Here is a 24517-nt window from a genome sequence, read left to right on the forward strand (position 1 = left end):
TTGCTTCGGCTGTTGCCGTTGCATTGAGCAGGTGCAGGGCGCAGCCCTGCAAAAGACCCCCCCTACCTCATGGCCACTGCATCTCGCCCTTGGCCACCTTCGCACTCAGCTCCAGCGACGCCACGCCTGCCAGCTTCGGATAGCGCGACTGCATCGCCTTCACCAGCGCCGCACTGTCCTTCGCCTTTGCCGCCTCAACATCGAACGCACGGATGTAGTCTGCGGTGAAGCGCAGCGCACTGGCATCCAGTGCCGCACCCGGCGCGTAATGCCCCGGCACCACCACCTTCGGCTTCAGTGCCTGCAGCCGCTGCAGGGTCTGCAGCCAGTCGGTGTGCGACTTCGGCGTCTGCGTGTCTGCCATCCACACGTGCTCGCCCGCCACCACCGGAATGCCACCGACGATCGCGCGCAGCGACGGCACCCACAGCACCGTGCGATCCGGGGTCGGGCCATCCAGGCCGATCAGCGGCAGGCGCTGGCCTTCCAGCTGCAGGGCATCGCCGTCCAGCACCTGCGGCACCACGATGCGCGCGGGCACGTCGCTGCCCATCTTCGGCCCCCAGTAGGCCAGCTTGCCGGCCTGGGTCTGCTGGAGGTGGGCGACGGTCTGCGCAGTGGCGACGATGCGTGCCTGCGGGAACGCGTCCTGCAGCGTGGCCAGGCCGAAGTAGTAATCCGGATCGCCGTGGCTGATGTAGATCGTGGTCAGCTGCTTGCCGCTGGCGCGGATCAGATCCACCAGCTTGCGCGCATCGCTGGCGCCGAACTGCGCGTTGACCAGGATCGCATCGTGGCGGCCTTCGATCAGCACCGAGGACACCGAGAACATCGCCTGCGGGCCGGGATGGAAGGTCTGCAGGTGCAGCTGGGATTTCGTCGCCGTGGCCGGCGCCGCGGTGGCCGGTGCGGCCAGCAGCGGCGCACTGGTGAAGGTGGCGGCCAGGGCGAGGGGAAGCAGCAGGGCAGCGGTACGCATGGGAATTCCTTGTGGCGGATGGCGAGCCGAGCGTGGGCGCGGCTCTACAGGTGGGTAGCGCCGGGCCATGCCCGGCGGCCTGGCATCAGTACGCCGCGGTGATGATCTGCTTCGGGTAGCGGTGCGCTTCCAGCTCGGCGACGAACGCCGCGCCGTAGTCGGCGTAGCTGATGCGGCTGTGGCCGCTGGCGTCGGCCAGGAACGCCTTGGGCTGCACGCGGTACTGGCCGCGCTCTTCGCCCGGGCCGATTTCGGCGGCCGGCGAGAAGAAGGTCCAGTCCAGGTCATCCACCGCCTGCAGGCGGTTGAACGCCTCACGGTGGGCCAGTGCGTACGGCTTGTAGGCCTCCGGGAAGGTGGGGGTATCGACCAGCTGCACGCCGGGCGCGACTTCCAGGCTGCCGGCGCCACCGACCACGACCAGGCGCGGCACGCCGGCCTTGCGTGCGGCGGCAGCCAGCTGCGCGGCGACCTCGCCGACGCGGCCGATGTCATCGCCCGGGCGCGGGCCGTAGGCACTGGCCAGCACGTCGTGGCCGGCGATGGCGGCGACCAGCGCGTCCGGGTCATCCAGCGAGGCGATCACCGGATGGGCACCGGCCAGTTCAGCCGGAAGGTCCTGTGCGCTGCGCACGATGACGGTGAGTTCGTGGCCGCGGGCCAGCGCGTGGCGGGCGATCTGGCGGCCGATGTTGCCGGTGGAACCAACGAGGGCGATCTTCATGGCAGGACTCCGTGGGGCGGTGTGGGGTGGGAATGGGGCCACTCTAGGCCGCTGCAGTCGCTCGAAAAACAGCGTATAACGCGCTTGTTTGTTGCATGGATCGAGCATATGGACCGATTGACCGCCATGACCGTGTTCGTCGAGGTCGCCGAGCGCGGCAGCCTGACCGCGGCCGCCGAGGTGCTGGACATGTCACGGGCGATGGTCAGCCGCTACCTGGCCGAGGTCGAGGGCTGGCTGGGGGCGCGCCTGCTGCACCGGACCACGCGCCGGGTCAGCCTGACCGGGCCGGGCGAGGCAGCGCTGGCGCGCTTCCGGCAGATGCTGGCGATCGGCGAGGAACTGCGGGGCGAACTGGCCAGCGATGACCCCGAGCCGCATGGCACGCTGCGGGTAACCGCCAGCGTCTCGTTCGGGCAAAGCCACCTGGCGCGGGCGGTGGCCGGCTTCGTCGCACGCCACCCGGCAGCGCGCATCGAACTGCTGCTGGTCGACCGCACGGTGAACCTGGTGGAAGAGCGCGTGGATCTGGCGGTGCGCATCGCCCGCCAGATCGACCCGAGCCTGATCGCGCGGCGGCTGGCCACCTGCCGTTCGGTGCTGTGCGCGACGCCGTCCTACCTGCAGGCGCGTGGCACACCGACCGCGCCCGAGCATCTGGCCGCACACAACTGCCTGACCCATCACTACGTCGGCAAGAGCCTGTGGCAGCTGCACCGTGAAGGCCGTTCGCTGTCGGTGGCGGTGGGCGGCAACATCAGCGCCAACGAAGCGTCACTGCTGCTGGAGGCAGTACGCGCCGGTGCCGGCATCGCCATGCTGCCGACCTACCAGGTGGCGCCGTTCCTGCGCAGTGGCGAACTGATCGAACTGCTGCCCGAATTCAGTCTGGACGAACTGGGCATTCATGCGGTGTACGCGTCACGGCGCCAGCAGCCCGCTATCATGCGGCGATTCCTGGACTTCCTGGCCGAGTGCTTCGCCAGCCCGGCCTTCCAGGATCTGGATTGGCGCCCACCGGGCAAGGAGAACACATGAACCATGGACAGGCCTTGATCGACCACAACCGTGCTGCCTGGGACCGCCAGGCCAGCGAAGTGCGCGAATGGTCGCGCCCGGTGGAAAGCTCAACGATTGCCGCCGCGCGCGAGGGCCGCTGGCAGGTACATCTGACCCCGCGCGCGTTGCCACTGGACTGGATGGGTGATGTGCGCGGCCGCCGCATCCTGTGCCTGGCGTCGGGCGGTGGACAGCAGGCGCCGGTGCTGGCGGCGGCCGGGGCAGACGTCACCGTGTTCGACCTGTCCGACGGACAGCTGGAACAGGACCGCAGGGTCGCTGCGCGCGATGGCCTGCAGCTGCGCACCGTGCAGGGTGACATGCGCGATCTGCACGTATTCGCCAACGACAGTTTCGATGTGGTGTTCCACCCGATCTCGAACCTGTACGTGCCTGATGTGCGCCCGGTGTGGACCGAATGCCGCCGCGTGCTGGCACGCGATGGCATGCTGATGGCCAGCTTCTACAACCCGGTGCTGTTCGTTGGCGCGCGCGATCCGCAGCTGGATGCACAGGGCCTGATCCGGCCGCAGTACGCCATTCCCTATTCGGACCTGGAAGACCTGCCGCCGGCCGAGCGCGAGGCGAAGCTGGCACGGGGCGACGCACTGACCTTCGGCCACAGCCTGACCGAACTGATCGGGGGCCAGCTGGATGCCGGCTTCATCATCGATCGCTTCATGGAAGACTGGCAGCCGCAGCCGCGCTTCCTGATCGATCGCTATCTGCCCACCTTCCTGGCTACCCGCGCGCGCCGGATCGGCTGAGGCGGATCGGCGCAAAAACCAGCGGCGTACAATGGACGGCCCCACGTCATGCAGGTGCCGTCCCTTGTCGTATCCCTATCCGCTGGTCGTGTTCGACCTTGATGGCACGCTGGTCGACAGCGCAGCTGATATCGCCGAAGCACTGAACCGCACGCTGGAGGACATCGGTGTGGCACGCGTGCCGGAAACCACGGTGCTCGGTTGGATCGGCGACGGTGTGCGCCGCCTGGTCGAACAGGCCGTGCATGCGGCCGGCCGCGAGGTGGACCTGGCCGAAGTGATGCCGGTATTCATGGTGCACTACCGTGAGTGCCTGCTGCGCAGCCCGCGTCTGTTCGATGGCGTGGCTGAAGCACTGGCGCGACTGCGTGCGCGCAACGTGCCGCTGGCGATCTGCACCAACAAGCCCGAAGCGCTGGTGCCACCGCTGCTGCAGCACCTGGGTATCGGTGATGCGTTCGCGCTGGTGCTGGGTGGCGACTCCCTGCCGCAGCGCAAGCCCAGTGGTGAACCGCTGCGGCATATCGCCGCGCACTTCGGGCTGCCTGTAGAGGCGTGCCTGATGGTCGGTGATTCGTTGACCGACTACCGCGCCGCCGAAGATGCAGGCATGCCGATCGCGCTGGTGCGTTACGGCTATCCGCGCGGCCTGGACCTGGCCACCGCGCATGCGGTGGCGGTGATCGACGACCTGCGTGAGTTGCCGGGGTTGAAGGGCTGATGCAACGGATAACGCCGGTCACCGGGCGGTAACCGGGGCCGACGCAATGGGTAGTGCCGGCCGCTGGCCGGCAAGCCGGAACGCGTTGCCGAAGGTCATGATGTTGCCGGCCAGCGGCCGGCACTACCATGACCGTCGCGGTCACTTCGGCTGGTAACGCACGCTCAGCTGGTACTCGCGACCAGGCTGGTTGAACCACGCCACCGTCTCGTAGCGGCGGTCGAACACGTTGGCGGCACGCGCCAGCAGCGACCACTCCGGCGTCAGCGCGTACTCGGCGCGCAGGTCCAGCGTGCCGTAGCCGCCGACCTTCACTGCGTTGGCGGCATCGTCATAGCGCTTGCCCGCACCCTGCACGGTCAGGCCGGCGCGGAAATCACCGAAGCGGCGGTCAATGTCCAGGCGCGCGGTCTGCTGCGCGCGGCGCGGCAGCCAGTTGTCGAACTGGGTGCTGCCGTGGGTGCGGTTGCGTGGATCGGTGTAGCTCAGCTGCGCATTGATGTCGAAACCGGCCAGCAGCACGCCACCGGTCAGCTCGGCGCCACGGATGCGTGCCTTCTCCACCTGCTGCATTTTCATCGTGGACGCATCGTAGGTGATCAGGTCATCAATGCGGGTCTCGTATACGTCCAGGCCCCAGTGCCAACCTTTGCCGTGCTGCGAAACGCCGAGGTTTGCGCTCTTGGACTTTTCCGGGTTCAACGTTGGCACGCCGCTCCACGGGTCATACAGGTCACTGAAGGTCGGTGCCTTGAACGCCGTGCCGTAGCTGGCATTGACGCGCAGGCCGTGCTCCAGTTCCATCGCCCAGCCCACGCTGCCGGTGGCATGGTTGCCGAACTGCTGGTTGTCGTCGTTGCGCGCGCTGACCTGCAGCTGATGGCGGCCGAAGCGGCCCTGGTACTGCACGAACACGCCGGTGTTGCGGCGGCTGTCGACCAGATATCCGGCGCTGCTGCCATCCAGGTTGTCCTCACTCCAGTCCACGCCGGTGCTCAGCAGCTGACCTTCGGCCAGCGTGATGTCACCCTGCAGCGAGGCGCTGTCACGATGGGTCTGCGCGCTGCCAAACACCCCCGGTGCACCGAAGTTGTCGGATTCATTGTCGCTGCGGCCGACGTTGGCAGTGAATGCCAGGCGTTCGGACGGGGTGTAGCGCACCTTGCCGGCCAGCACCTGCTGGCGGGTTTCCGAGTAGTTGTAGTAACCGTCGTAGTGGTTCTTGCCGTCGGCGCGCAGCGCGCTGCCTTCCACGTTCCACTGGTCGTTGAAGCTGTAGCCGCCACGCAGGCTCTTGGACAGGTTGCGGTAGCCGTCGCGGTCGGGTTCGTCGGCGAAGCAGCCGGCGAACAGCGTGGCCGAGCCGCGGCAGGCATCGATGCCGTCGGAGTGCTGGTAGGCGATGTCGGCGCCGAACCAGCCGCGCTCGGTACCACCGCCGATGCCGCCGCTGGCTTCGCGCAGGCCATTGCTGCCGCCACCGAGCTGGAAGTGCGGGGCGAAGTCGCCCTGGTTGCGGCGGGTGAAGATCTGGATCACGCCGCCGATGGCATCGGCACCGTACAGGCTCGACTGCGGGCCGCGTACGATTTCGACGCGCTCGATCTGCGCCAGCGGCAGGTCCTGGTACATGGCCAGGCCGAGATCGGCGCTGTTGATGCGCACGCCATCCACCAGCACCACGGTGTGGCCGGAGTTGGTGCCGCGCAGGAACAGCGAGCTCTGCTTGCCGAGGCCGCCAGCATTGGTCAGGTTGATGCCTGCGCGGCCGCGCAGCAGCTCCTGCAGCGAGGTGGCCTGGCTGGATTCGATCTGCGCGCGGTCGATTACCTGCGCCGGCGCGATGCTGTACTGCAGGGCGATCGGGGTGCGGGTGGCGGTGACCAGGATCTGGTCAAGCGCGGTGGTGTCATCGGCGGCCTGGGCCAGCGCGGGAAGGGCGGCGAGCACGGCCAGGGACAGCATTCGGGACTGCAGCTTCATCGGGGGAACTCCGGGTGCCACGCACGCCCGCGTGGCGAAGGGGAGGAGCCGCGAAGGCAGGCACGCGCCGATGCCGCAGCACAGGCCGCGATCATCCAGCGCCATGCCCACCGCATCGCGACCTGAGGCTTCCGGGCCGGTCTCCGGGCTTGCCGCCGGGTGGCGCGAGGCCACCGTCCAGGCGCCTTCCCATGCCTGCGGCACAGTGGCGGTGTTGCCTGGAACTGACGTGCTTACCGTTGCGGGGGCAGCGCCGGCATGGCGTGGAAACGCGCGTCACCGGCTTCCCGTTTCAACCTGCCGGCCATGGCCGCAGGTCACCTGGAAGTGCGCGCAGTCTACGGCATCGCAGGCAGCCCGTAGCGTCGAGCTTGCTCGACTGCCCTTAGAATGGCCCCTTGATCCCGTGGTGCCGTTGCCGATGTCCGCCCGTTTTCCGTTGTACCTGCGTCGCCCGCATGGGATGCTCGCATGATCCTCGACCTGGTCCGCCACGCCGGCAATGGTCGCGATGAATTCCTCGATGGCCGCAGCGATCCGCCGCAGCTGGCCCGCCTGCCACAGGAACTGGTCGAGGCCTACGCCGCGCATCCCTGGGAGCGGGTGATCAGCTCGCCGCGCCTGCGCTCGCTGCACACCGCCATGGCACTGGCCACCCCACGCGGGCTGGACGTGGACGCGGACGAGGAATGGGAAGAACTGGACTTCGGTGATTGGGACGGGCAGTCGCTGTTCGACCTGCCGGAGGATGCGCTGGCCGCTTTCCATGCTGACCCGCATGCGTTCCCACCACCGAATGGTGAAAGCTGGGGCCACTTTGAGCGACGTATCGCACGCGCGCTGGATCGCCTGCTCGATGATGACGATCCGGTGCCGACGCTGGTGGTCAGCCATGGCGGTCCGCTGCGTATGGTGCTGTCGCAGGTCTGTGGACTGCCGATGTCGCTATGCTGGGCCCTGCGCATCGACCACGGCACCCGCCTGCGGGTGTGGCTGGAGCGAGGTGAGGTCGGGCTGGTGGGCGAACTGCTGGAGCTGCAGCAGCCCTGACGAATCCGGTAGCGCCGGGCCATGCCCGGCGAATTCCACATCACCCGCGCTACGCGCTCGCCGGGCATGGCCCGGCGCTACCGGTCAATCCTCGTCGGCGCTCTCGGCCACGCTGTCTTCCGCGTCATCATCGGTGTCGAAGCGCTGCTCATGCACCGGTCCCGAGGCCGGGCCGGCCGCTTTCAACGGATGCGCGGCGATGCGCGCCTCATAGTCCTGCACCAGCGCATCGCGCTGCGGCTCGCTCAGTTCCTGCCAATGGCAGTCCAGCAACGCGCCTTCCAGTGAATAGAGCAGGTTCAAACTGGGCTTGAAGCCGGCGCGCTTGACCTTGACGAAGGCGCCGACCGCGCCGATTGCCACCAGATCCTCGCGGCTGCGCAGGCCGACCTGGCGCAGCCACGCCGCACTCTTCGGGCCGATGTTGCGCAGCTTCGGTGCGCTCATCCCAGCGCCTCGACGAACACGCGGGCGATGGCTTCCAGGCCGGCCTGGTCGTCGGCGTCGAAGCGGCCGACCTTGGGGCTGTCGATGTCGAACACGCCGATCAGTTCATCGCCGCGCAGCAACGGCACCACCAGTTCCGAGCGCGAGGCCGAATCGCAGGCGATGTGGCCGGGGAAGGCATCGACATCATCCACGCGCTGGGTCACGCGCTGGCTGGCGGCGGCACCGCACACGCCCTTGTCCAGCGGGATGCGGACGCAGGCCGGCAGGCCCTGGAACGGTCCGACCACCAGCTCTTTGCCGTCGTACAGGTAGAAGCCCACCCAGTTCAGGTCGGGCAGGGCGTGGTAGACCAGTGCCGAGAGGTTGGCCGCGTTGGCGATGCGGTCGGACTCGGCGTAGACCAGGCCACGGGCCTGTTCCAGCAGCTGGGCGTATTGTTCCGGCTTGCTGCCGGTAAGCGAGGCATTGGCGAACATGCCCGCAGTCTAGCAAGCGCGCCGGGCCGGCGATAATGTACGTTCTGTTGCCCCGCTGGAGCTTATCGATGCCGTTGCCCGCCACGCTGCCGCCTGCCCTGTTCGTCACCGGCACCGATACCGAGATCGGCAAGACCGCGGCCAGCACCGCGCTGCTGCATGCACTGCGCCGGCGCGGCCTGCGCGCGGTCGGCATGAAGCCGGTGGCCAGCGGCAGTGAGGATCTGGGACAGGGCCTGCGCAACGAGGACGCGCTGGCGCTGCAGGCGGCCAGCTGGCCGGTGCCGGACTATGCCGACCTGAACCCGTATGCGCTGCGGCAGCCGCTGGCGCCGGAGCTGGCTGCTGCCGAGGACGGCGTGCAGGTGGAGCTGGCGCCGATCGTGGCTGCATTCGAGCGCCTGCGCGCGCAGGCAGACATCGTGGTGGTGGAGGGCGTTGGCGGTTGGCTGGCGCCGGTCTCGGCCACGCTGGACCAGCTCGATCTGGTGCGTGCGTTGCATCTACCGGTAGTGCTTGTGGTCGGCATGCGGCTGGGCTGCGTCAACCACGCACGGCTGACTGCGCAGTCGCTGCAGGCCAGCGGCGTGGAGTGCCTGGGCTGGATCGGCAATCACATCGACCCGGCGATGCAGCGCCAGGATGACAACATCGCCACGCTGCAGCAGCGCCTGCCGATGCCGTGCTGGGGGCGGTTGCCCAATCTTCCGGGGGCGAATGGCGAAGCGTTGGCGGCGCACCTGCTCGAGTGACCCTGAGTAGTGCCGGCCGCTGGCCGGCAACTGCATCCACCCGGCGATCCCGAGGTTGCCGGCCAGCGGCCGGCACTACCGTGTTACAGCTGCCAGCTCCTTCGCGATCGCACCGAGCCGCTCCACCGCACCGATGAAGCGCGCATCCAGCGTCTGGCAGCATGAGAGTCGCAAGCAGTGACGGTAGCGCGCGCCGCGCGAATACACCTGGCCGGGCATGAACACGATGTCCTCCTGCAGCGCACGTTCGAACAGTTCGCGGGTATCCACCCCCGGCAGTTCCAGCCACAGCAGGAAGCCACCCTGTGGCTCGGTGGCACGGGTGCCGGCCGGGAAGTGTTCGGCCACCAGCTGGCGCAGGCGACCGACCTGTTCGCGGTACAAGCGGCGCATGCGATGCAGGTGGTGTTCGTAGCTGCCTGCTTCCAGATACGCCGCCACCGCATCGCCCAGCAGCTGTGGTTCGCCACCGGTGGACTGGAACTTGAGCAGCGCGATGCGCTCGGCGAAGCGGCCGCCATCCAGCCAGCCGATACGGTAATCCGGCGCCAGCGTCTTGGAGAAACCACCGACCACCATCACCCAGCCATCGCGATCGAAGGCCTTCAGCAGTGGTGCCGGCGGCTCGCAGAACTGCAGTTCTGCGTACACCGCATCTTCGATCAGCGGCAGCTGGCGCGCGTTGACCAGTTCGGCCAGGCGTTGTTTGGCGGGTGTCGGCATGGTGCAGCCGAGCGGGTTGTGCACGGTCGGCATCACCACCAGCGCGGCCAGCGACGTGTGCTCCAGCATCGCTTCCAGTGCATCGACATCCAGGCCGTGCTGCGGGTGGGTGGGCAGCTCGATGGCCTGCAGGCCGAGGTTGGCCAGCAACGGGTACAGGTTGAAGTAGGACGGCGCCTCGATGCCTACCGCGTCGCCGGGCTGGGTTACTGCACGCAAGGCCAGCTGCAGGGCTTCCATCGCGCCGTGGGTCAGCAGCAGCCGCTCGCTGTGGGTGTGCAGGCCCATACGTGGACCGCGCCGCACGATCTGCGCCAGCAGTCGCGGCGAGCCGTTCGGGCGCGCGTAGGTTTCCACTGTCTGCTGGCCGTGGCGCAGTACCTGTGCGGTATGCCGGGCCAGCTGCGCACCGGGATAGAACTGGCGTCCGCGCGGTCCCGCGAAAGCCAGATCGATCACACCGGCGCGGCGTTGTGCCTCCAGCACGCGGGCCATCAGCACCTGCTGCAGCGGCGCGGTGGGTGCGGACGGAGTGTCACGCAGCGAACGCTGCGGCACCGACAGTCGCGGCGCAACTTCGAAGCCGGCCTTCGGCCGCGGAATCACCAGGCCGGCATCTTCCAGCTGGCGATAGGCGGCGATCACCGTGTTCAGGCTGAGCCGGCGCTGCGACGCCATCTGCCGCAGCGAGGGCAGGCGGCTGCCGACCGGGAGACGTCCGCCGTGGATGGCTTCGGCCAGTTCATCGGACAGCCGTTGGTAGCGGGGTGGGATCATCGCGCTCTGGTCATCTGTATCCATCGAACTTCCCGCCATCTGGTTCTGTACCCATGATGATGGCGAGCCTAGCATGTCGTTGTCGGACGGGCCTGATCGGGGCGTGGCCGATACTTCCCAAGCGCACGGCTGGATGGCCGTGCGTCTTTTTTTGTGTGTAGGTAGCGCCGGGCCATGCCCGGCGGAATGCATGGGCCCGCCGGGCATGGCCCGGCGCTACCGGAATGGTTCAGCGCATCGGCACCAGCACCGCCTCGCGCCGGTACAGCGCCGGGAACTGCTTGCCCAGCGCGGCCAGCTTCGGTGCGTCGTAGTAGCGGATGTAGGCCGCCTGCGGGTAGTTGGTCATGTAGTTCTGGTGGTAGCTCTCGGCCGGGTAGAAACGTTGGCCGCTGCCGAGCTGGGTGACGATCGGCGCGCGGTAGCTGCCGGCCTGGCCGAGCTGCGCGATGTAGGCGCGGCTGGCCGCCTGCTGGCGGGCGTCATCAGAGAAGATCGCCGATCGATACTGGCTGCCTTGGTCCGGTCCCTGCCGATTGAGTTGGGTCGGGTCGTGCACCACCGAGAAGAACACCTGCATCAGCTGCCCGTAGCTGACCTGGCGCGGGTCGTAGTCGATCTTCACCGCCTCGGCATGACCGGTCTGGCCGCTGCTGACCCGCTCATAGCGTGCATTGGCAGCGCTGCCGCCGATGTAGCCGGACACCGCATTGCTCACGCCCTTCTCGTGCTGGAACACGCCCTGCACGCCCCAGAAGCAACCGCCGGCGAACACCACGCTGGCATGGGTGGCGTCATCGCGGAACGCGGCGTCGCCGCTGGGCGCCGGTAGTGCCTTGGCCTGCGCGCTGGCTTCCAGCGGTGCCGCGACTGCGCCGTGGTCGACCAGCAGCACGCCAGCGATCAATGCAGTAGCCACCAGGCCGGCGACACCGGCGGCGATACCTTGTTCAAAAGAGAGTTTCATCGTGTGCTCCCGTTTCAACCGAAGGTGAAGGCGTAGGCCTGCACGCCCGTGTCGAGGAATTCGATCTCGAAGCGATGCGGGCCGACCGTGCCGCGCTGGCGAACCAGCTGGTACAAGCGGTGTTCATTGACCACGCCGCTGCCATCGGCACCGACATCGCTGCCGGCATCGGCAGCGGTCAGCGGCTTGCCGTCCAGCCAGACGCGGAACCGTACCGGCGTGCCGTCCTGGCTCGGTGCCAGCACCAGGTGCAGGTCCCGCGCGTGGAACTGGAAGGCGATGCGGCCACCGGCCTGCTGCAGCTGTGCGGCTTCGTCGGTGACGGTCCAGCGTCCGGACAGGCCCCACTGGTTCAGTGCCAGGGTGGTTGGCAGCGTGTAGTCGAACGGGCTATCGCTGCGTTGGCCGCCGGGTGAGGCGAACTGCTCGGCACGCGCGTGGCCCAGATAGGTCTCCGGCGAGCGCAGGTTGCTCATGTCGGCCTGCACGGCCACACCCTTCAGGTCGGCGGCGGCGGGGTCGGCCGGTGGTGGCAGGTTGGTCTGCCCGGCTTCGGTCAGAAGCCGGCGGATCACTTGTTCCGAGCGTGCATAGTTGCCCTCGCCGAACTGGTGGCCGCGGATGTTGCCCTGTGCATCGACGAAGTACTGCGCCGGCCAGTAGCGGTTGTTGAACGCGCGCCAGATCGTGTACTGGTTGTCGAGCGCCACCGGGTACTCGACCTTCAGTTCCTGCACCGCCTTCATCACGTTGCTCGGGTTGCGTTCGAAGGCGAACTCCGGCGTGTGCACGCCGATCACCACCAGCCCATGGTCACGGTAGCGACGTTCCCATTCGTGCACGAACGGCATCGCGCGCAGGCAGTTGATGCAGGAGTAGGTCCAGAAGTCGACCAGCACCACCTTGCCACGCAGCTGCTGTGCACTCAGCGGCGGGCTGTTGAGCCAGCCGGTGGCGCCATCCAGCGCGGGCAGGGTGCCTTCCACCGGCAGCGGAGCATCGGCACCTGCATTGGCGCCGGCCATCATCATCATCGGCGGTGCCGCCGGCTGCGCGCCGGGTACTGCGTCCAGCAGGTTTTGCTCGATACGCGCGGTGCTGACCGTTGAAAGACGGGTCAGCAGGCCAGTGTCCCAGCCCAGGCCGATCGCCACCACGGCCAGCAGTGCGGCTACGCCCAGCACCTTGCGCAGTACGTCACCCAGGCCGAGCCGCGCCTGCAGCGCACGGAACACGCGGCCGCCGACCCACACCGCCAGCGCCAGCGCGGTGATCGCACCCAATGCATAGGCAAGCAGCAGGCTGCTGGTACCGACGCTGGCGCCATGCAGGGCAGCACCGGTCAGCACCAGGCCGAGGATTGGACCGGCGCACGGCGCCCACAGCAGGCCGGTGGCGACGCCGATCAGCAGCGAGGTCCACGCGCCGCCACGTCCTGCGGCGTCCGCGGCATCGGCGCGTGCGCTCAAGCGTGCACCCACACGCTGGAACGGCGCCAGCAGATGGTCGGCCAGCCGTGGCCACAACAGGGCGACCGCGAACAGCGCCATCAGCAGCAGGGCAATCCAGCGCCCGACCTGGTTGGCCTGCGCCACCCATTGGCTGCCTACGGCGGCCAGGCTGGCGACCACGGTGAAGGTGAGCGCCATGCCCAGCAGCAACGGCAGCGTGCTGCGCAGGAATGGACGGTCGGCACGCGCGAACACGAACGGCAGCACCGGCAGGATGCAGGGGCTGAGCAGGGTCAGCGCGCCCCCGAGGTAGGCAAGCAGCAACAGCAGCATCGTCAGGCTCCGGAAGCAGGGGAAGAACCGACCGGCACCCGCCAGCCGTCGGCAGTGCCAGCAGGGGCACCGGGAACGAACACCATCGCCGCACCGTTCATGCAGTAGCGCAACCCGGTTGGACGCGGGCCGTCGTTGAACACATGGCCGAGATGGCCGCCGCAGCGGCGGCAGTGCACCTCCACCCGCAGCATCCCGAAGGTGACGTCGCGGTCTTCGCCGATGGCGTTGTGCAGCGGTGCCCAGAAGCTGGGCCAGCCGGTGCCGCTCTCGAACTTGGTGGACGAGGAGAACAGCGGCAGCGCACAGCCGGCGCAGGCGAAGGTGCCCTGCCGATGTTCCTTGTTGAGCGGGCTGCTGTACGGGCGCTCGGTGGCCTGCTGGCGCAGCACCGCGTACTGCGCCGGGGTCAGCTGCTGGCGCCACTGCGCATCGCTGCGCATGACCTCGAACTGTCGCGACGGACGCGCTTCGGCGGCGGCCGGGGCGGCGCGGCTGCAGGCCCCCAGGCCGAGCAGGCCGGCGGCGGTGGCAACACCGCCCAGGCCCAGCAGATGGCGGCGGGAGAGGGACATGGCGGACTCCGGGAAGGGGCGACGGGGCCATGCTGCGCCCGCCCGGGTCAACGAATCCTCACGCAGGATTCAATTTTTCGTGAGGTATCGGCGGCCGTCCCGCGTCACAATGCAGCCAGCCTCCCCACTGGCCCCGAGCTGCCGATGTCGACCAAACGCGTGCTGATCGTCGAAGACGATGCCCACATCGCTGACCTGCTGCGCATGCACCTGGGCGATGAAGGCTATGACGTGGCCCACGCCGCCAGCGGTGACGGTGGCCTGCGCCTGCTGGAACAGGACGGCCCATGGGATGCGCTGGTGCTGGACGTGATGCTGCCCGGTGTCGACGGCCTGCAGGTGTGCCAGCGTGCACGCGCGATGGCGCGCTACGTGCCGATCATCATCATCAGCGCGCGCGGCAGCGAGACCCAGCGCATTGTCGGCCTGGAGCTGGGCGCGGACGACTACCTGGCAAAACCCTTCTCGATGCCGGAACTGGTGGCACGGGTGCGCGCCCTGCTGCGCCGGGCCGAGGCGATGGCACAGAGCGCACGCATCGATGCCGGCGCGATCGAGCTGGGCGGGCTGCAGCTGGATCCGGTCGCGCGCACCGCTTCGGTGGATGGCAATGCGCTGGAACTGACCCCGCGCGAGTTCGACCTGCTGCTGTTCTTCGCCCGCCACCCGGACCAGGTGTTCGCACGCATGGAACTGCTCAACCAGGTCTGGGGTTACCAGCACGATGGTTACGAGCATACGGTCAATACCCACATCAACCGCCTGCGCAGCAAGATCGAGCCGGACCCGGCAAACCCGCGGCGGCTGCTGACGGTGTGGGGCCGCGGCTACAAGCTGGTCGACCCGGCCGGGGCGGCGGCATGATCAAGCCCAATCTGTGGCAGAAGCTGGCGGCGGTGATCGCCGCGCTGATGCTGATGTGCTGCATGGCGCTGCTGGCACTGCAGATGCGCGCCAACACCCGCCATGAGCAGGAAGTGGTGCAGCGGCTGTCGCTGGGCCTGGCCGAACACATCGCCCAACGCAGCGAACTGATGGACACCAGCGGCATGCGCGATGCTGCGGTGCGTGCGCTGTTCGGCCAGCTGATGGCGGTCAATCCCAGCGTCGAGGTCTACCTGCTGGACGACCAGGGCCGCATTCTCGGCCACGACGCGCCCAGCGGTCATCTGGTGCGCAACAAGGTGGACGTGGCACCGCTACGCCGCCTGCTGTCGGGTGCGCCACTGCCGATCCTCGGCGATGACCCGCGCAGCGCCGATGGCCGCAAGGTGTTCAGTGCCGCACCGTTGATCGTGCAGGGGCGCCAGGCCGGTTACGTGTACGTGGTGCTGGTCGGTGAACACCGGCAGATGCTGGCCGACGACCTGGCGGCGGGCAGCCAGTGGAACACCACATGGTGGTCGGTGATGCTGGTCGGAAGCCTCGGCCTGCTGGCCGGGCTGGTGGCGTTCTACTGGGTGACCCGTCCGCTGCGGCGGCTGACCCGGCGCATCCAGGCCTTCGATATCGATGCGCCGACACCGTTGCCGCCGCCCGAACCGCTGCGCCCGGGCGAGCGCGACGAGCTGGTGATTCTCGAACATGCACATGCGCAGATGGCGCAGCGGCTGGGTGAGCAGTGGCAGCAACTGCGCCAGCAGGACCTGCAGCGGCGCGAGCTGGTCGCCAACATCTCGCACGACCTGCGTACGCCGTTGTCGTCGCTGCATGGCTATCTGGAAACGCTGGCGCTGAAGGACGTCACGCTGTCACCGGACGAGCGCCGCCGCTACCTCGGTATCGCGCTGGCACAGAGCGCCAAGGTTGGCCGGCTGGCGCGCGCGCTGTTCGAGCTGGCGCGGCTGGAGCACGGTGAAGTGCGTCTGGAGTGGGAAGTGTTCGCGCTGCCGGAACTGCTGCAGGACGTACTGCAGAAGTTCGAGCTGGCCGCGCAGGCGCGCAACCAGCGCCTGCACGCCGAGTTCCCGCCGGGCCTGCCGCTGGTACGTGCCGACCTGGGCCTGGTCGAGCGGGTGCTGACCAACCTGCTCGACAATGCATTGCGGCACGCGCCGGAAGGTGGGCGGATCGAAGTGTGCCTGCGTGCGACCGCGGACAGCATCGAGGTGAGCGTGGCCGATGATGGTCCCGGCGTGGCAGCGGCGCTGCGCGCACAGTTGTTCCAGGCGCCGGCCGCACTGGGCGCACGGCGTGGCGAGAACGGTGGCCTCGGCCTGTTGATCGTGCAGCGTATCGTGCAGCTGCATGGCCGCCGCATCGAACTGCGCGACAGTGAGCGTGGCGCGCTGTTCGTGTTTGCCTTGCCGCGCGCGGAGCCGGCGGCCTAGCAGGCCGCCTCGCTCTCCACGGCACCGCCGCTTTCCAGCGGCAGGTGCAGGCGGATGCAGGCACCGCCCAGCTCTGAATCGGTTACCTCGACGTGGCCGCCATGCTTGTCGGCCACCACCTGCACCAGTGCCAGGCCGAGACCGAAACCGGGGCTGCCCGGGTCCAGCCGCACATAGGGTTGCAGCACCTGGCCGCGCAGTTCGGGCGCGATGCCGGGGCCGTCGTCCTCCACCTGCAGGCACAGCCAGCCATCGTTGACCGTGCTGGCGATGCGGATCTGCCGCCGCGCATAGCGCAAGGCATTGCCGAGCAGATTGCGCAGCGCCAGTTCCAGCATGTGCCGGTTGACGTTGACCAAGCCGGTGGGCGACAGCACCTGCTGCACTGGCATCGGCAGCGGTGCGAACTGGGCCACAACGCCGCGCACCAGCGCGGCCAGCTGCAGGCGCTGGCGGGTCAGCTGATGGCAACGGCCCAGCGCGGCGTACTCGACGCCGGCATCGGTGAGGTGCTGCAGGCGATCGACGTCGGTACGCAGGCCACCCAGCGCATCGCGCTGGATCTCGTCGAGTGCGGTGTCCTCCAGGTCGGCCAGGCCGAAGCGCATCCGCGCCAACGGCGTGCGCACTTCATGCGCGACCGCCTGTGCCAGCACGCGCTGGCTCTCCAGCAGTTGCTGCAGCTGCTCTGCCATGTGGTTGAAGGCATTGGCCAACGGCCGCACCAGCGCGGTGCCGGCACGCGGCGCACGCGTATCCAGCTGGCCGTCGCGCATCTGCCGCGCCGCCTGTGCCAGCTGCGACACATCGCGCCACAGGCGGTAGACCATTACATACATCGGCAGCGCCACGGCCACCATCAGGATCAGCAGCAGGATCGCCACGCCGGACACTTCGCTGTCCTGCCAGCCTTCCTCAGGCAACGCCTCATCCAGTGGCCCCAGCATCACGGCATAGCCGCTGTCGCCGATCCGCTGCAGGCTGCGCATGTGTTCCAGGTCGATCTGCACTCGGCCGTTGTTGAACGGCGGTCGCTGGCTGGCCGACAGCGCCTTCTCTGCCTCGGCCAGCGGCACCATCCGCAGGGCATAGGCGAAGTCGGCGTCGAGCCCTCGTGCCAGCGCCGGCCACTGGTCGCGTGGTGTTTCCGCGAAGCGTTGCTGCAGCAGCGCATGGGTGCCACGCATCTCGGCCAGCAGGCTGGCTTCGGTGCGGTCTTCCAGCAGCGCATCCCAGGCCCACAGGCCCAGCACGATCAGCAGCAGGTGGGCGACCAGGAAGCCGATGCCATAGCGCAGGAAGTGGAAGGCGTGGCCGCGCATCGCCGAGGGCGTACGCTTCATCCCCATGCCGAGCGGCTGAACAGGTAGCCGCGGCCGCGGACGGTCTTGATCCGTTCCGGCTGTTCCGGGTTGTCGCCCAGCTTGCGGCGCAGGCGCGAAATGCGTGCATCGATCGAGCGGTCGAGGCCATCAAACGCGATCCCGCGCAGGCCGCGCAGCAGCGCATCGCGGTCGAGGATCTGCCCGGCGTTGCTGGCCAGCAGGAACAGCAGGTCGAACTCGGCGGTGGTCAGCTCCAGCAGGCTGCCCTGCAGGTGCACGTTACGGGTGGACGGGTCGATGTTCAGCTCGCCGAAGCGCAGGCTGCCGTCACGCGGCTCGACCCGGCGGTGGCGGCGCAGATGGGCACGCAGGCGCGCCAGCAGCACCCGGGGCTCGATCGGTTTGCCGATGTAGTCGTCGGCGCCCAGTTCCAGTCCCAGCACCTGGTCGATGTTGTCGGTACGCGCGGTCAGCACGCAGATGATGCCGTCATAGTGGGGTCTGATCTGCCGACACACTTCGAAACCATCCTGGTCGGGCAGGCCGACATCCAGCAGGACCAGGGCGGGCTTTTCGGCCAGGATCCGGGCCACCGCGCGTTCGCCACTGCGCTCGTGGGCGACCTGGTAGCCATGCCGCTGCAGATAGTCGCTGACCATCGTACCGAGGCGGGCATCGTCTTCGACCAGTACGATATCCAGCATTTTCAAGGCCTCCGTGGGGCGTACGTACCGCCACGGCACGAGCGCGGCGATGCTATCCCAGCCATTGGGCCGCCCGGGTCCTGGGGGCGGGCGCCATTCAGCCGGGGTTGCTGGCGCGCGGGCCGGGTCTCAGTCCCGGCAACAACTTGGCGTCCAGCATAGCTTGTTGCCGTTACAAAACGTTACCTTCGTGATACGTCCGGTGACCATCGCTGACAGCAAAGCGACTGACGCGGGGCAGGGGGCGGGCCGAGCATGGAGTCTCCTCCGTTCCGCGTGCCGTCCTCATGTCGCCCGCTGCCTTCTCCCTGCCGAACCTGTCCCACCGCCGCCATTGCGGGGGTATCCGATGAGCGGCGTGGTTGGCGCCTGGCTGCCGCCGGCCGAGGACGAGCACCTGCTGCAGCAGCTGGCGCCGATGCTGCGCGCCCTGCAGCAACGTGGCCGTGGCCGCATCGGTTACTGGACCGACGCCGAGGCCGGCCTGGCGCTGGGTCACTGCCGGGCGCCGACCGACACTCCGCTGCAGCCACTGAGCTCGGACTGTGGCCGTTACGTGCTGTGCCTGGACGGTCGCCTGTACAACCGGGCTGACCTGCAGTCGCAGCTGCGCGATCTGCCGCGCAGCTGCAGCGATGCACGGCTGCTGCTGCAGGCGATTGTCGAGTGGGGCGTGGAGCGGACGCTGTCGCGTATCGAGGGCGCGTTCGGTTTCAGTGTCTGGGACCGGGAGTCGCGCGCGCTGTGGCTGGCACGTGACCCGGTAGGCGAGCGGCCGCTGTACTACGGTTGGTACCAGGGCCAGTTCCTGTTCGCCTCCGAACTGAAGGCGCTGCAGGCGTTCGCCGGCTTTGCGCCGAGCATCGACCAGGATGCGCTGAGCCTGCTGCTGCGCCACGACTATGTCCCGGCGCCGCACACCATCTACCGCGGCATCCACAAGCTGGTGGCCGGCGCGATGCTGCGCATCGACCTCAACGACCATGCCGCCGGGGGTTCGAGCCAGGCTGCGCAGGGCGGGTCGCGCTACTGGTGCGCGCGCGAGGCGATGCACAGCGCGCTGCAGGAACCGCTGCAGCCGGCGCCGAGCCTGGAACAGGCCACCGACCAGCTGGAAGCGGTGTTGCAGAAGGCCATCGCCGCACGCATGCACTCGCCGCTGGCCTGCGGCGCGTTCCTGTCCGGCGGCACCGATTCGTCGTTGGTGACGGCAATGATGCAGGCGCAGTCGACGCTGCCGATCGAGGCATGGACGGTGGGCTTCGACGATCCAGGCCACGATGAGAGCGACTGGGCCTCGCAGGTCGCGCGCCACCTGGGTGTGCAGCATCACCTGCACCGCATGGACGCGCGGCAGGGTCTGGACCTGCTGCAGCGGCTGCCGCAGGTCTGGTGCGAACCATTCGCCGACGCCTCGCAGCTGCCGACTCTCTTGGCCAGCGAACTGCTGGGTGCACGCAAGCCGGTGGCGCTGACCGGCGACGGTGGCGATGAGCTGTTCTTCGGCCATCCCAGCTATGGCCGCGCACTGCGTAACGCACGCCTGTGTGGTGGCCTGCCGGACTGGGTACGCGACCTGGCACGGCGCAGCGGCAACCGCATGAACGTCGAACGTGGCCGTCTTGGTGGCTGGCGCGCGTTGGTGGCCGAGGTCGCCGCCAACGACGTGGAAGGCCATTACCTGCAGCGCGTCACCCGCTGGCGACAGCCGGCACAGGTGGTGCTGGGCGCGCGCGAACCAATGACGATCTTCCAGCAGCAGGACACCGCGCTGCCGGCCGAAGCGCGCATCCAGCTGCTGGATTTCCGCATGGACCTGGCCGAGGGCATCCTCGCCAAGGTCGACCGTGCCGGCATGGCGGCCGGCGTGGAAACCCGCGCGCCGCTGCTGGACATGGAGGTGGTGCGCCTGGCCTGGCGCCTGCCGCAGCATTTGAAATACCACGACGGTGAGCACAAGCGGATCCTCAAGCACCTGCTGGCACGCTACCTGCCGGAACCACTGGTGTACCGCCCAAAGCGCGGCTTCGGCCCGCCGATGGCACGCTGGCTGGCCGGTCCGTTGCGCGACTGGGCCGAGGCACTGCTGGACCCGCAGCTGCTGCGCAACCAGGGATGCTTCGATGCAGTACGCGTGCGCGGCATCTGGGAGGCGTTCCTGCGCGGTGAGCGCAAGTGGCACACGCACCTGTGGAACGTGTTGATGTTCCAGGCGTGGCACCAGCACTGGCACGGTGGTCGCGGGCGCTGAGCCGTTTCTGCATTGCGTGCAGCGGATTGAATCAGCGTGGCGCGGGGCGGATGCCCTTGCGTACGAATGTCCTCCGGCGCCGGCCGTTGGCCGTCACCTCCCTCTTTACTTCGTACGCAAGGGCATCCGCCCCGCGTTCGGAGTTCGTCGGCGCCTCGTTGAAAGGCACCACGAGCGCTGCGCTTTACCTGCCGTAAGCCGAGCCTCGTCGGGGTGGGCAGGGGTCTGGGCAAAGTAAAGGAGGAGGTGACGGCCAACGGCCGGCGCCGGGGGACATTTGCCCAGGCCCCTGCCCACCTCGGCGGGGCCCATCAGCTCGCAGGGAATCCAGACGAGGAAGCGCTCTTCAATCCAGACGTCAGGCAAAAAAAGACCCGGCAGAGGGAGGGATCTGCCGGGTCCGGATTGCGTGGGGGGAGGGACCCACGCAATGAGCGTTGCGTCGCGTCAGTGGTTGCTCGCGTCCGCCGTTGATTGGTTGTAGCCCTGCACCAGTTCGGACCAGGCCTTGCTGGCCTGCAGGCCAAGCCCGACCACGTCCTGCTGGGCCTGGCCCAGCCGTTGCAGGTTGTCCTGCCACAGCTGTGCGCCCTTGTTGAGCGTCCCGGCCGCATCTTCGCCGCGGGCCAGTTCACCCAGCCAGCCGCCGGTCGCGGTCAGGTTGCGCTCCATCACCTTCAGTTGCACGCCGAACATGCTTTCCGCGTTCTCCAACGCCAACCGGTTCGCACGTGTTGCCGCGGCGGCGAGCTGGCGGGTGGCATCACTGAAGCGATCGCTGAAGGCGGCGGCCATGGGTCATCAGGAAGTGACTTGATGCATTGCAGCATACGCCCTTGATGCGGCAATGCAACAAAAATAACAAAGGCGCCCAGGGCGCCTTTGAAACACCTTTCAGATCAATGGGTTGATCAGGCCGCCGGGCCGCGGTAACGGCACCCCGACGTGCAGGTTTCGTGCACGGTGATCTCGCTCAGCGCCGGCAGGCTGGGCTTGAGCTCGTTCCAGATCCACACCGCCAGGTTCTCGCTGGTCGGGTTCTCCAGGCCGGGGATGTCATTGAGGTAGTGATGGTCCAGGCGGTCGTAGATCGGCTGGAAGGCCGCCTTCACGTCGCCGAAATCCATGATCCAGCCGGTCTGCGCACCCGGCTCGCCCTCGACCTTCAGTTCCACCCGGAAGGAGTGGCCGTGCAGGCGCGCGCACTTGTGCCCCGGCGGCACGTTGGGGAGGCGGTGCGCCGCCTCGAGCATGAAGACTTTGAAGATTTCCATAGCGCGATTGTACGCCGCAGGCGGGCAGCGATCCTGAGCGGATGTTGGGCTTTGGTGAGGAAATTCTTTCCATCCGGATGAAGAGATGATAGTTTCTCTTATATCCGTATGAAGAGATGTTATTGGCCGGACCCCGGCCAGGCATGGACTACTGCGGAACTTCGTCGCCCTTACCACCTCCCCCACATCGTCATGCCCAAGCACACCCTGCTCGTGGCGGCCCTGGCCGTCGCTCTGGCCGCGCCTTTGTCCGCCGCCGCCGAAACCTCCGCCGACGCCAGTGGCGAAGCCAGTACGCTGGCTGCCGTGCGCGTCACCGGTTCCAACATCAAGCGCACCGATACCGAGGCCTCCAACCCGGTGCAGGTGATCGGCCGCCAACAGCTGGAACAGACCGGCAAGGCCACCGTGGCCGACGTGCTGCGTTCGATCTCGGCCAACACCGGCAACGCCAGCAACGAAACCACCAACAACGGCTGGGCCTCCGGCTCGGCCGGCATCGGCCTGCGCGGCCTGTCGCAGAAGAACACGCTGGTGCTGCTCAACGGCCGCCGCCTGGCCAACTATGGCTTCCCTGCCGGTGGCCTGTCCGACACCTTCGTCGATCTCAACGCATTGCCGCTGGTCGCGGTCGAGCGCATCGAAGTACTCAAGGACGGCGCCTCGGCCGTGTACGGCTCCGATGCGGTGGCCGGCGTGGTCAACATCATCACCCGGCAGAACTTCGAAGGCGCCGAGATCGGCGGCAGCTTCGGCGGCGCCGACCAGGGCGGCCTGCACGAGCAGAACCTGAAGTTCGTCGGCGGCCTCGGTGATCTCGACACCGATGGCTACAACATCCTCTTCAGCCTGCAGGGGTACAACCGCGAGCGCCTGGACCAGGACGAACGCAACCTGACCAAGAGCGGCATCTACACCGACAAGCCCGGTGGCCGCTGGAACGGCTGGTCGGCCAAGGGCGCGCGCTATCTGGTCAACGGTGTGTCGGTGCCGATGCTCGATGCCAGCGGCAACTGCCCGGCCGGTACTACCCGCGTCGCCAGCGCACCGATCGATGGCCTGGCCGGTGATACCTGCGGCTTCAACCAGGCGCCGTTCACTACGCTGATTCCCTCGACCAAGCGCTACCAGGCCTATGCCAACGGTACCTTCCGCCTGAACGACAACGTCGAAGCCTTCGGCGAAGTGCTGTACAGCCAGATCAAGAGCACCGCGTGGTTCGGCAGCAGCCCGTTCTTCACCCTGGAGAGTGGCCGCTTCGCACTGAACGCGGACAGTGGCCTGGCCGAGCCGGTGTCGTCGCTGCTGCCGGCCAACAATCCGTACAACCCGTACCGCCGTGCGATCCCGATCGAATACACCTTCTTCGACCTCGGCGGCACGCTCAAGACCAACCGCTCCACCGCTTACCGCGGCGTGTTCGGCCTGCGTGGCACCACCGCGAAGTGGGACTGGGAAGTCGCAGCGTTCGGCGCGCGCAGCAGCGAGCGCGAGAGCGTCTCCGGTGGCTTCGCCAACCGCTGGGCGCTGGCCGATGCGCTGGCCACCGGAAGTTACAACCTGTTGAACCCGGCCGCCACGCCGCAGTCGGTGCGTGACTCGATCAACATCGCCACGCTGCGTCCGGCCGAGTCCAAGCTGCAGGGCATCGACGCGAAGATCTCCGGCAGCCTGGGCCATACCTGGGCCGGTGAGATCGGCTTCGCGGCCGGTGCCGAGTGGCGCCGCGAGAAGCTCGATTCCAACAACCCGTGGCAGATCGATGCCGGCCTGCAGGTGCGCCCGGCCATTGCCGAAGTGCACGGCAAGCGCCAGGTCAGTGCGGCCTACGCCGAAGTGAACGTACCGCTGGCCTCGACATTGGAGCTGTCCGCCGCCGCGCGCGCCGATCACTACGATGATTTCGGCGACGCGTTCTCGCCGAAGATCGGCCTGCGTTGGCAGCCGTTGGATTTCCTGCTGATGCGTGCCTCGGCGTCGAAGGGCTTCCGTGCGCCGTCGCTGTCGGAGAACTCCAACAGCACCAGCATCGCCTACGGCAGCGTGGTCGATCCGCGTGATCCGGACGTGCCGGGCTCGCGGCAGAACCCGACCTTCTTCACCGTTGGCAACAACGAATTGAAGCCGGAGCGGACCAAGAGCCTGAACTTCGGCGTGGTGCTGTCGCCGTGGGCCAACACCAACCTGAGCGTGGACTACTACCGCATCCAGCTGGACAACCTGGTCGGTACCAACAACACCCAGACCCTGGTCAACGACAATGTCGCCGGTGCCGTGCAGCGCGATGAGCGTGGCAAGCTGCAGGCGGTCTACAACCGCTACCAGAACCTGAGCGAGTTGAAGACCTCGGGCATCGATGTCGAGCTGCGCCAGCGCATCCCGACCGCTGCGTTCGGTGACTTCACCGTGTCTTCGGCCTATACCCACGTGCGCGATTACCGTCGCCCGACCGTGGTCGGTGGCCCGCTGGTGGACTATGCCGGCAGCAACCTGGGCGCGACCCTGCCCAAGGACAAGGCGACCACCACGCTGGACTGGAAGTACGGTGATTTCAATGCAGCGGTGACCTGGTACTACACCAGCAGCTATCGCCAGGAAGCCAGCACCGCTGCCAAGGCCGTGCAGCAGCAGGTCGGCAGCTACAGCCAGTACGACCTGTACCTGGCCTACACCGGCATCGACAAGCTGACCGTGTATGCCAAGGTGCAGAACCTGGCCGACAAGACGCCGCCGTACGACGCCTCGTTCCCGGGCATCCGCGCGCCGTACGACTTCAGCCAGTACGACCTGCGTGGCCGCTACTTCACGCTGGGCTTCGATTACCGCTTCTGATCCACCCGCCGCGG

General features: G+C 67.8%; 22 protein-coding genes and 1 riboswitch. Of the genes, 9 read left to right on the forward strand and 13 right to left on the reverse strand.

What is annotated here, in order from left to right:
• Nucleotides 1-67: 67 nt before the first annotated feature.
• Nucleotides 68-979 (reverse strand): MBL fold metallo-hydrolase, encoded by a 912-nt coding sequence (locus AC3ITW_RS02355; RefSeq protein ID WP_448122521.1) that lies wholly within the window; start codon nucleotides 977-979, stop codon nucleotides 68-70.
• 85 nt (nucleotides 980-1064) lie between these two features.
• Nucleotides 1065-1703 (reverse strand): NAD(P)-dependent oxidoreductase, encoded by a 639-nt coding sequence (locus AC3ITW_RS02360; protein WP_012509942.1) that lies wholly within the window; start codon nucleotides 1701-1703, stop codon nucleotides 1065-1067.
• Between the two features lie 108 nt (nucleotides 1704-1811).
• On the opposite strand from AC3ITW_RS02360, the gene AC3ITW_RS02365 reads away from it, so the two are divergent.
• From AC3ITW_RS02365 to gph, 3 genes are all read left to right on the forward strand, one after another.
• The gene (locus AC3ITW_RS02365) at nucleotides 1812-2741 is read left to right on the forward strand and encodes a LysR family transcriptional regulator (RefSeq protein ID WP_012509943.1); all 930 of its coding nucleotides are present in this window, start codon (nucleotides 1812-1814) and stop codon (nucleotides 2739-2741) included.
• On the forward strand, nucleotides 2738-3529 hold the full coding sequence (locus AC3ITW_RS02370) for a class I SAM-dependent methyltransferase (protein ID WP_019338001.1): 792 nt from the start codon (nucleotides 2738-2740) through the stop codon (nucleotides 3527-3529). Before AC3ITW_RS02365 ends, AC3ITW_RS02370 begins: the two co-directional genes overlap by 4 nt.
• Before the next feature lie 64 nt (nucleotides 3530-3593).
• The gene (gene gph / locus AC3ITW_RS02375) at nucleotides 3594-4250 is read left to right on the forward strand and encodes a phosphoglycolate phosphatase (protein WP_153674970.1); all 657 of its coding nucleotides are present in this window, start codon (nucleotides 3594-3596) and stop codon (nucleotides 4248-4250) included.
• A 141-nt stretch (nucleotides 4251-4391) separates the two neighbouring features.
• Here gph and btuB read toward each other — a convergent pair whose 3' ends face one another.
• Entirely contained in the window at nucleotides 4392-6233 is a 1842-nt protein-coding gene (gene btuB / locus AC3ITW_RS02380; RefSeq protein ID WP_012509945.1) for a TonB-dependent vitamin B12 receptor, read from the reverse strand.
• 117 nt (nucleotides 6234-6350) lie between these two features.
• Nucleotides 6351-6573: riboswitch (cobalamin riboswitch) on the reverse strand.
• Nucleotides 6574-6704: 131 nt separating this feature from the next.
• Between btuB and AC3ITW_RS02385 the strand changes: the two genes are divergently transcribed.
• Entirely contained in the window at nucleotides 6705-7283 is a 579-nt protein-coding gene (locus AC3ITW_RS02385) for a histidine phosphatase family protein (RefSeq protein WP_004140776.1), read from the forward strand.
• A gap of 84 nt (nucleotides 7284-7367) precedes the next feature.
• Here the strand turns inward: AC3ITW_RS02385 and AC3ITW_RS02390 are convergent, their stop codons facing one another.
• Together AC3ITW_RS02390 and AC3ITW_RS02395 are read right to left on the reverse strand one after the other, a co-directional pair.
• Nucleotides 7368-7730, reverse strand: a complete 363-nt coding sequence (locus tag AC3ITW_RS02390) for a TfoX/Sxy family protein (RefSeq protein WP_012509946.1) — start codon at nucleotides 7728-7730, stop codon at nucleotides 7368-7370.
• Nucleotides 7727-8209 carry a GAF domain-containing protein gene (locus tag AC3ITW_RS02395; protein WP_004140850.1) on the reverse strand — a complete coding sequence of 161 codons (483 nt, stop codon included), beginning with the start codon at nucleotides 8207-8209 and terminating at the stop codon, nucleotides 7727-7729. Before AC3ITW_RS02395 ends, AC3ITW_RS02390 begins: the two co-directional genes overlap by 4 nt.
• A 68-nt stretch (nucleotides 8210-8277) precedes the next feature.
• Between AC3ITW_RS02395 and bioD the strand changes: the two genes are divergently transcribed.
• Nucleotides 8278-8961 (forward strand): dethiobiotin synthase, encoded by a 684-nt coding sequence (gene bioD / locus AC3ITW_RS02400; protein ID WP_100467762.1) that lies wholly within the window; start codon nucleotides 8278-8280, stop codon nucleotides 8959-8961.
• A 75-nt stretch (nucleotides 8962-9036) separates the two neighbouring features.
• Here bioD and AC3ITW_RS02405 read toward each other — a convergent pair whose 3' ends face one another.
• The 4 genes from AC3ITW_RS02405 to msrB form a co-directional block, all read right to left on the reverse strand.
• Entirely contained in the window at nucleotides 9037-10485 is a 1449-nt protein-coding gene (locus AC3ITW_RS02405; protein ID WP_100467763.1) for an aminotransferase-like domain-containing protein, read from the reverse strand.
• 205 nt (nucleotides 10486-10690) lie between these two features.
• Entirely contained in the window at nucleotides 10691-11428 is a 738-nt protein-coding gene (msrA, locus tag AC3ITW_RS02410; protein ID WP_489390043.1) for a peptide-methionine (S)-S-oxide reductase MsrA, read from the reverse strand.
• Nucleotides 11429-11442: 14 nt separating this feature from the next.
• Nucleotides 11443-13212 carry a cytochrome c biogenesis protein DipZ gene (locus AC3ITW_RS02415; protein ID WP_012509949.1) on the reverse strand — a complete coding sequence of 590 codons (1770 nt, stop codon included), beginning with the start codon at nucleotides 13210-13212 and terminating at the stop codon, nucleotides 11443-11445.
• Nucleotides 13213-13214: 2 nt separating this feature from the next.
• Nucleotides 13215-13787 carry a peptide-methionine (R)-S-oxide reductase MsrB gene (gene msrB, locus AC3ITW_RS02420; protein ID WP_004140930.1) on the reverse strand — a complete coding sequence of 191 codons (573 nt, stop codon included), beginning with the start codon at nucleotides 13785-13787 and terminating at the stop codon, nucleotides 13215-13217.
• Nucleotides 13788-13931: 144 nt separating this feature from the next.
• Here msrB and AC3ITW_RS02425 point away from each other — a divergent pair, with 144 nt between their 5' ends.
• Nucleotides 13932-14651: a response regulator transcription factor gene (locus AC3ITW_RS02425; protein ID WP_012509950.1), complete on the forward strand. Its 720-nt coding sequence runs from the start codon at nucleotides 13932-13934 to the stop codon at nucleotides 14649-14651.
• Nucleotides 14648-16117, forward strand: coding sequence for a sensor histidine kinase (locus AC3ITW_RS02430; protein WP_012509951.1), 1470 nt, complete (start codon nucleotides 14648-14650; stop codon nucleotides 16115-16117). The genes AC3ITW_RS02425 and AC3ITW_RS02430 overlap by 4 nt, the downstream gene beginning before the upstream one ends.
• On the opposite strand, the gene AC3ITW_RS02435 is transcribed toward AC3ITW_RS02430, so the two are convergent.
• Nucleotides 16114-17460: an ATP-binding protein gene (locus AC3ITW_RS02435; protein WP_012509952.1), complete on the reverse strand. Its 1347-nt coding sequence runs from the start codon at nucleotides 17458-17460 to the stop codon at nucleotides 16114-16116. The two genes, AC3ITW_RS02430 and AC3ITW_RS02435, sit on opposite strands and share 4 nt — an antisense overlap.
• A complete protein-coding gene (locus AC3ITW_RS02440) occupies nucleotides 17457-18146 on the reverse strand; it encodes a winged helix-turn-helix domain-containing protein (RefSeq protein ID WP_004141029.1) in 690 nt (229 codons plus the stop codon). The genes AC3ITW_RS02435 and AC3ITW_RS02440 overlap by 4 nt, the downstream gene beginning before the upstream one ends.
• A gap of 349 nt (nucleotides 18147-18495) precedes the next feature.
• Between AC3ITW_RS02440 and asnB the strand changes: the two genes are divergently transcribed.
• Entirely contained in the window at nucleotides 18496-20397 is a 1902-nt protein-coding gene (gene asnB, locus AC3ITW_RS02445) for an asparagine synthase (glutamine-hydrolyzing) (protein WP_100467764.1), read from the forward strand.
• A gap of 447 nt (nucleotides 20398-20844) precedes the next feature.
• On the opposite strand, the gene AC3ITW_RS02450 is transcribed toward asnB, so the two are convergent.
• Both AC3ITW_RS02450 and queD read right to left on the reverse strand, forming a co-directional pair.
• The gene (locus tag AC3ITW_RS02450) at nucleotides 20845-21192 is read right to left on the reverse strand and encodes a phasin family protein (protein ID WP_100467765.1); all 348 of its coding nucleotides are present in this window, start codon (nucleotides 21190-21192) and stop codon (nucleotides 20845-20847) included.
• Between the two features lie 116 nt (nucleotides 21193-21308).
• The gene (gene queD, locus AC3ITW_RS02455; RefSeq protein ID WP_049444904.1) at nucleotides 21309-21671 is read right to left on the reverse strand and encodes a 6-carboxytetrahydropterin synthase QueD; all 363 of its coding nucleotides are present in this window, start codon (nucleotides 21669-21671) and stop codon (nucleotides 21309-21311) included.
• Nucleotides 21672-21863: 192 nt separating this feature from the next.
• On the opposite strand from queD, the gene AC3ITW_RS02460 reads away from it, so the two are divergent.
• On the forward strand, nucleotides 21864-24503 hold the full coding sequence (locus tag AC3ITW_RS02460) for a TonB-dependent receptor plug domain-containing protein (protein WP_100467766.1): 2640 nt from the start codon (nucleotides 21864-21866) through the stop codon (nucleotides 24501-24503).
• Nucleotides 24504-24517: the final 14 nt, after the last annotated feature.

This window comes from Stenotrophomonas sp. KH_052 (assembly GCF_057838755.1).

Bases quoted from the DNA above. Each gene is read 5' to 3' on its own strand.
- AC3ITW_RS02355 (WP_448122521.1), bottom strand. From the start codon at position 979: ATGCGTACCGCTGCCCTGCTGCTTCCCCTCGCCCTGGCCGCCACCTTC.
- AC3ITW_RS02360 (WP_012509942.1), bottom strand. From the start codon at position 1,703: ATGAAGATCGCCCTCGTTGGTTCCACCGGCAACATCGGCCGCCAGATC.
- AC3ITW_RS02365 (WP_012509943.1), top strand. From the start codon at position 1,812: ATGGACCGATTGACCGCCATGACCGTGTTCGTCGAGGTCGCCGAGCGC.
- AC3ITW_RS02370 (WP_019338001.1), top strand. From the start codon at position 2,738: ATGAACCATGGACAGGCCTTGATCGACCACAACCGTGCTGCCTGGGAC.
- btuB (WP_012509945.1), bottom strand. From the start codon at position 6,233: ATGAAGCTGCAGTCCCGAATGCTGTCCCTGGCCGTGCTCGCCGCCCTT.
- AC3ITW_RS02385 (WP_004140776.1), top strand. From the start codon at position 6,705: ATGATCCTCGACCTGGTCCGCCACGCCGGCAATGGTCGCGATGAATTC.
- AC3ITW_RS02390 (WP_012509946.1), bottom strand. From the start codon at position 7,730: ATGAGCGCACCGAAGCTGCGCAACATCGGCCCGAAGAGTGCGGCGTGG.
- AC3ITW_RS02395 (WP_004140850.1), bottom strand. From the start codon at position 8,209: ATGTTCGCCAATGCCTCGCTTACCGGCAGCAAGCCGGAACAATACGCC.
- bioD (WP_100467762.1), top strand. From the start codon at position 8,278: ATGCCGTTGCCCGCCACGCTGCCGCCTGCCCTGTTCGTCACCGGCACC.
- AC3ITW_RS02405 (WP_100467763.1), bottom strand. From the start codon at position 10,485: ATGGATACAGATGACCAGAGCGCGATGATCCCACCCCGCTACCAACGG.
- msrA (WP_489390043.1), bottom strand. From the start codon at position 11,428: ATGAAACTCTCTTTTGAACAAGGTATCGCCGCCGGTGTCGCCGGCCTG.
- AC3ITW_RS02415 (WP_012509949.1), bottom strand. From the start codon at position 13,212: ATGCTGCTGTTGCTGCTTGCCTACCTCGGGGGCGCGCTGACCCTGCTC.
- msrB (WP_004140930.1), bottom strand. From the start codon at position 13,787: ATGTCCCTCTCCCGCCGCCATCTGCTGGGCCTGGGCGGTGTTGCCACC.
- AC3ITW_RS02425 (WP_012509950.1), top strand. From the start codon at position 13,932: ATGTCGACCAAACGCGTGCTGATCGTCGAAGACGATGCCCACATCGCT.
- AC3ITW_RS02430 (WP_012509951.1), top strand. From the start codon at position 14,648: ATGATCAAGCCCAATCTGTGGCAGAAGCTGGCGGCGGTGATCGCCGCG.
- AC3ITW_RS02435 (WP_012509952.1), bottom strand. From the start codon at position 17,460: ATGAAGCGTACGCCCTCGGCGATGCGCGGCCACGCCTTCCACTTCCTG.
- AC3ITW_RS02440 (WP_004141029.1), bottom strand. From the start codon at position 18,146: ATGCTGGATATCGTACTGGTCGAAGACGATGCCCGCCTCGGTACGATG.
- asnB (WP_100467764.1), top strand. From the start codon at position 18,496: ATGAGCGGCGTGGTTGGCGCCTGGCTGCCGCCGGCCGAGGACGAGCAC.
- AC3ITW_RS02450 (WP_100467765.1), bottom strand. From the start codon at position 21,192: ATGGCCGCCGCCTTCAGCGATCGCTTCAGTGATGCCACCCGCCAGCTC.
- queD (WP_049444904.1), bottom strand. From the start codon at position 21,671: ATGGAAATCTTCAAAGTCTTCATGCTCGAGGCGGCGCACCGCCTCCCC.
- AC3ITW_RS02460 (WP_100467766.1), top strand. From the start codon at position 21,864: ATGCCCAAGCACACCCTGCTCGTGGCGGCCCTGGCCGTCGCTCTGGCC.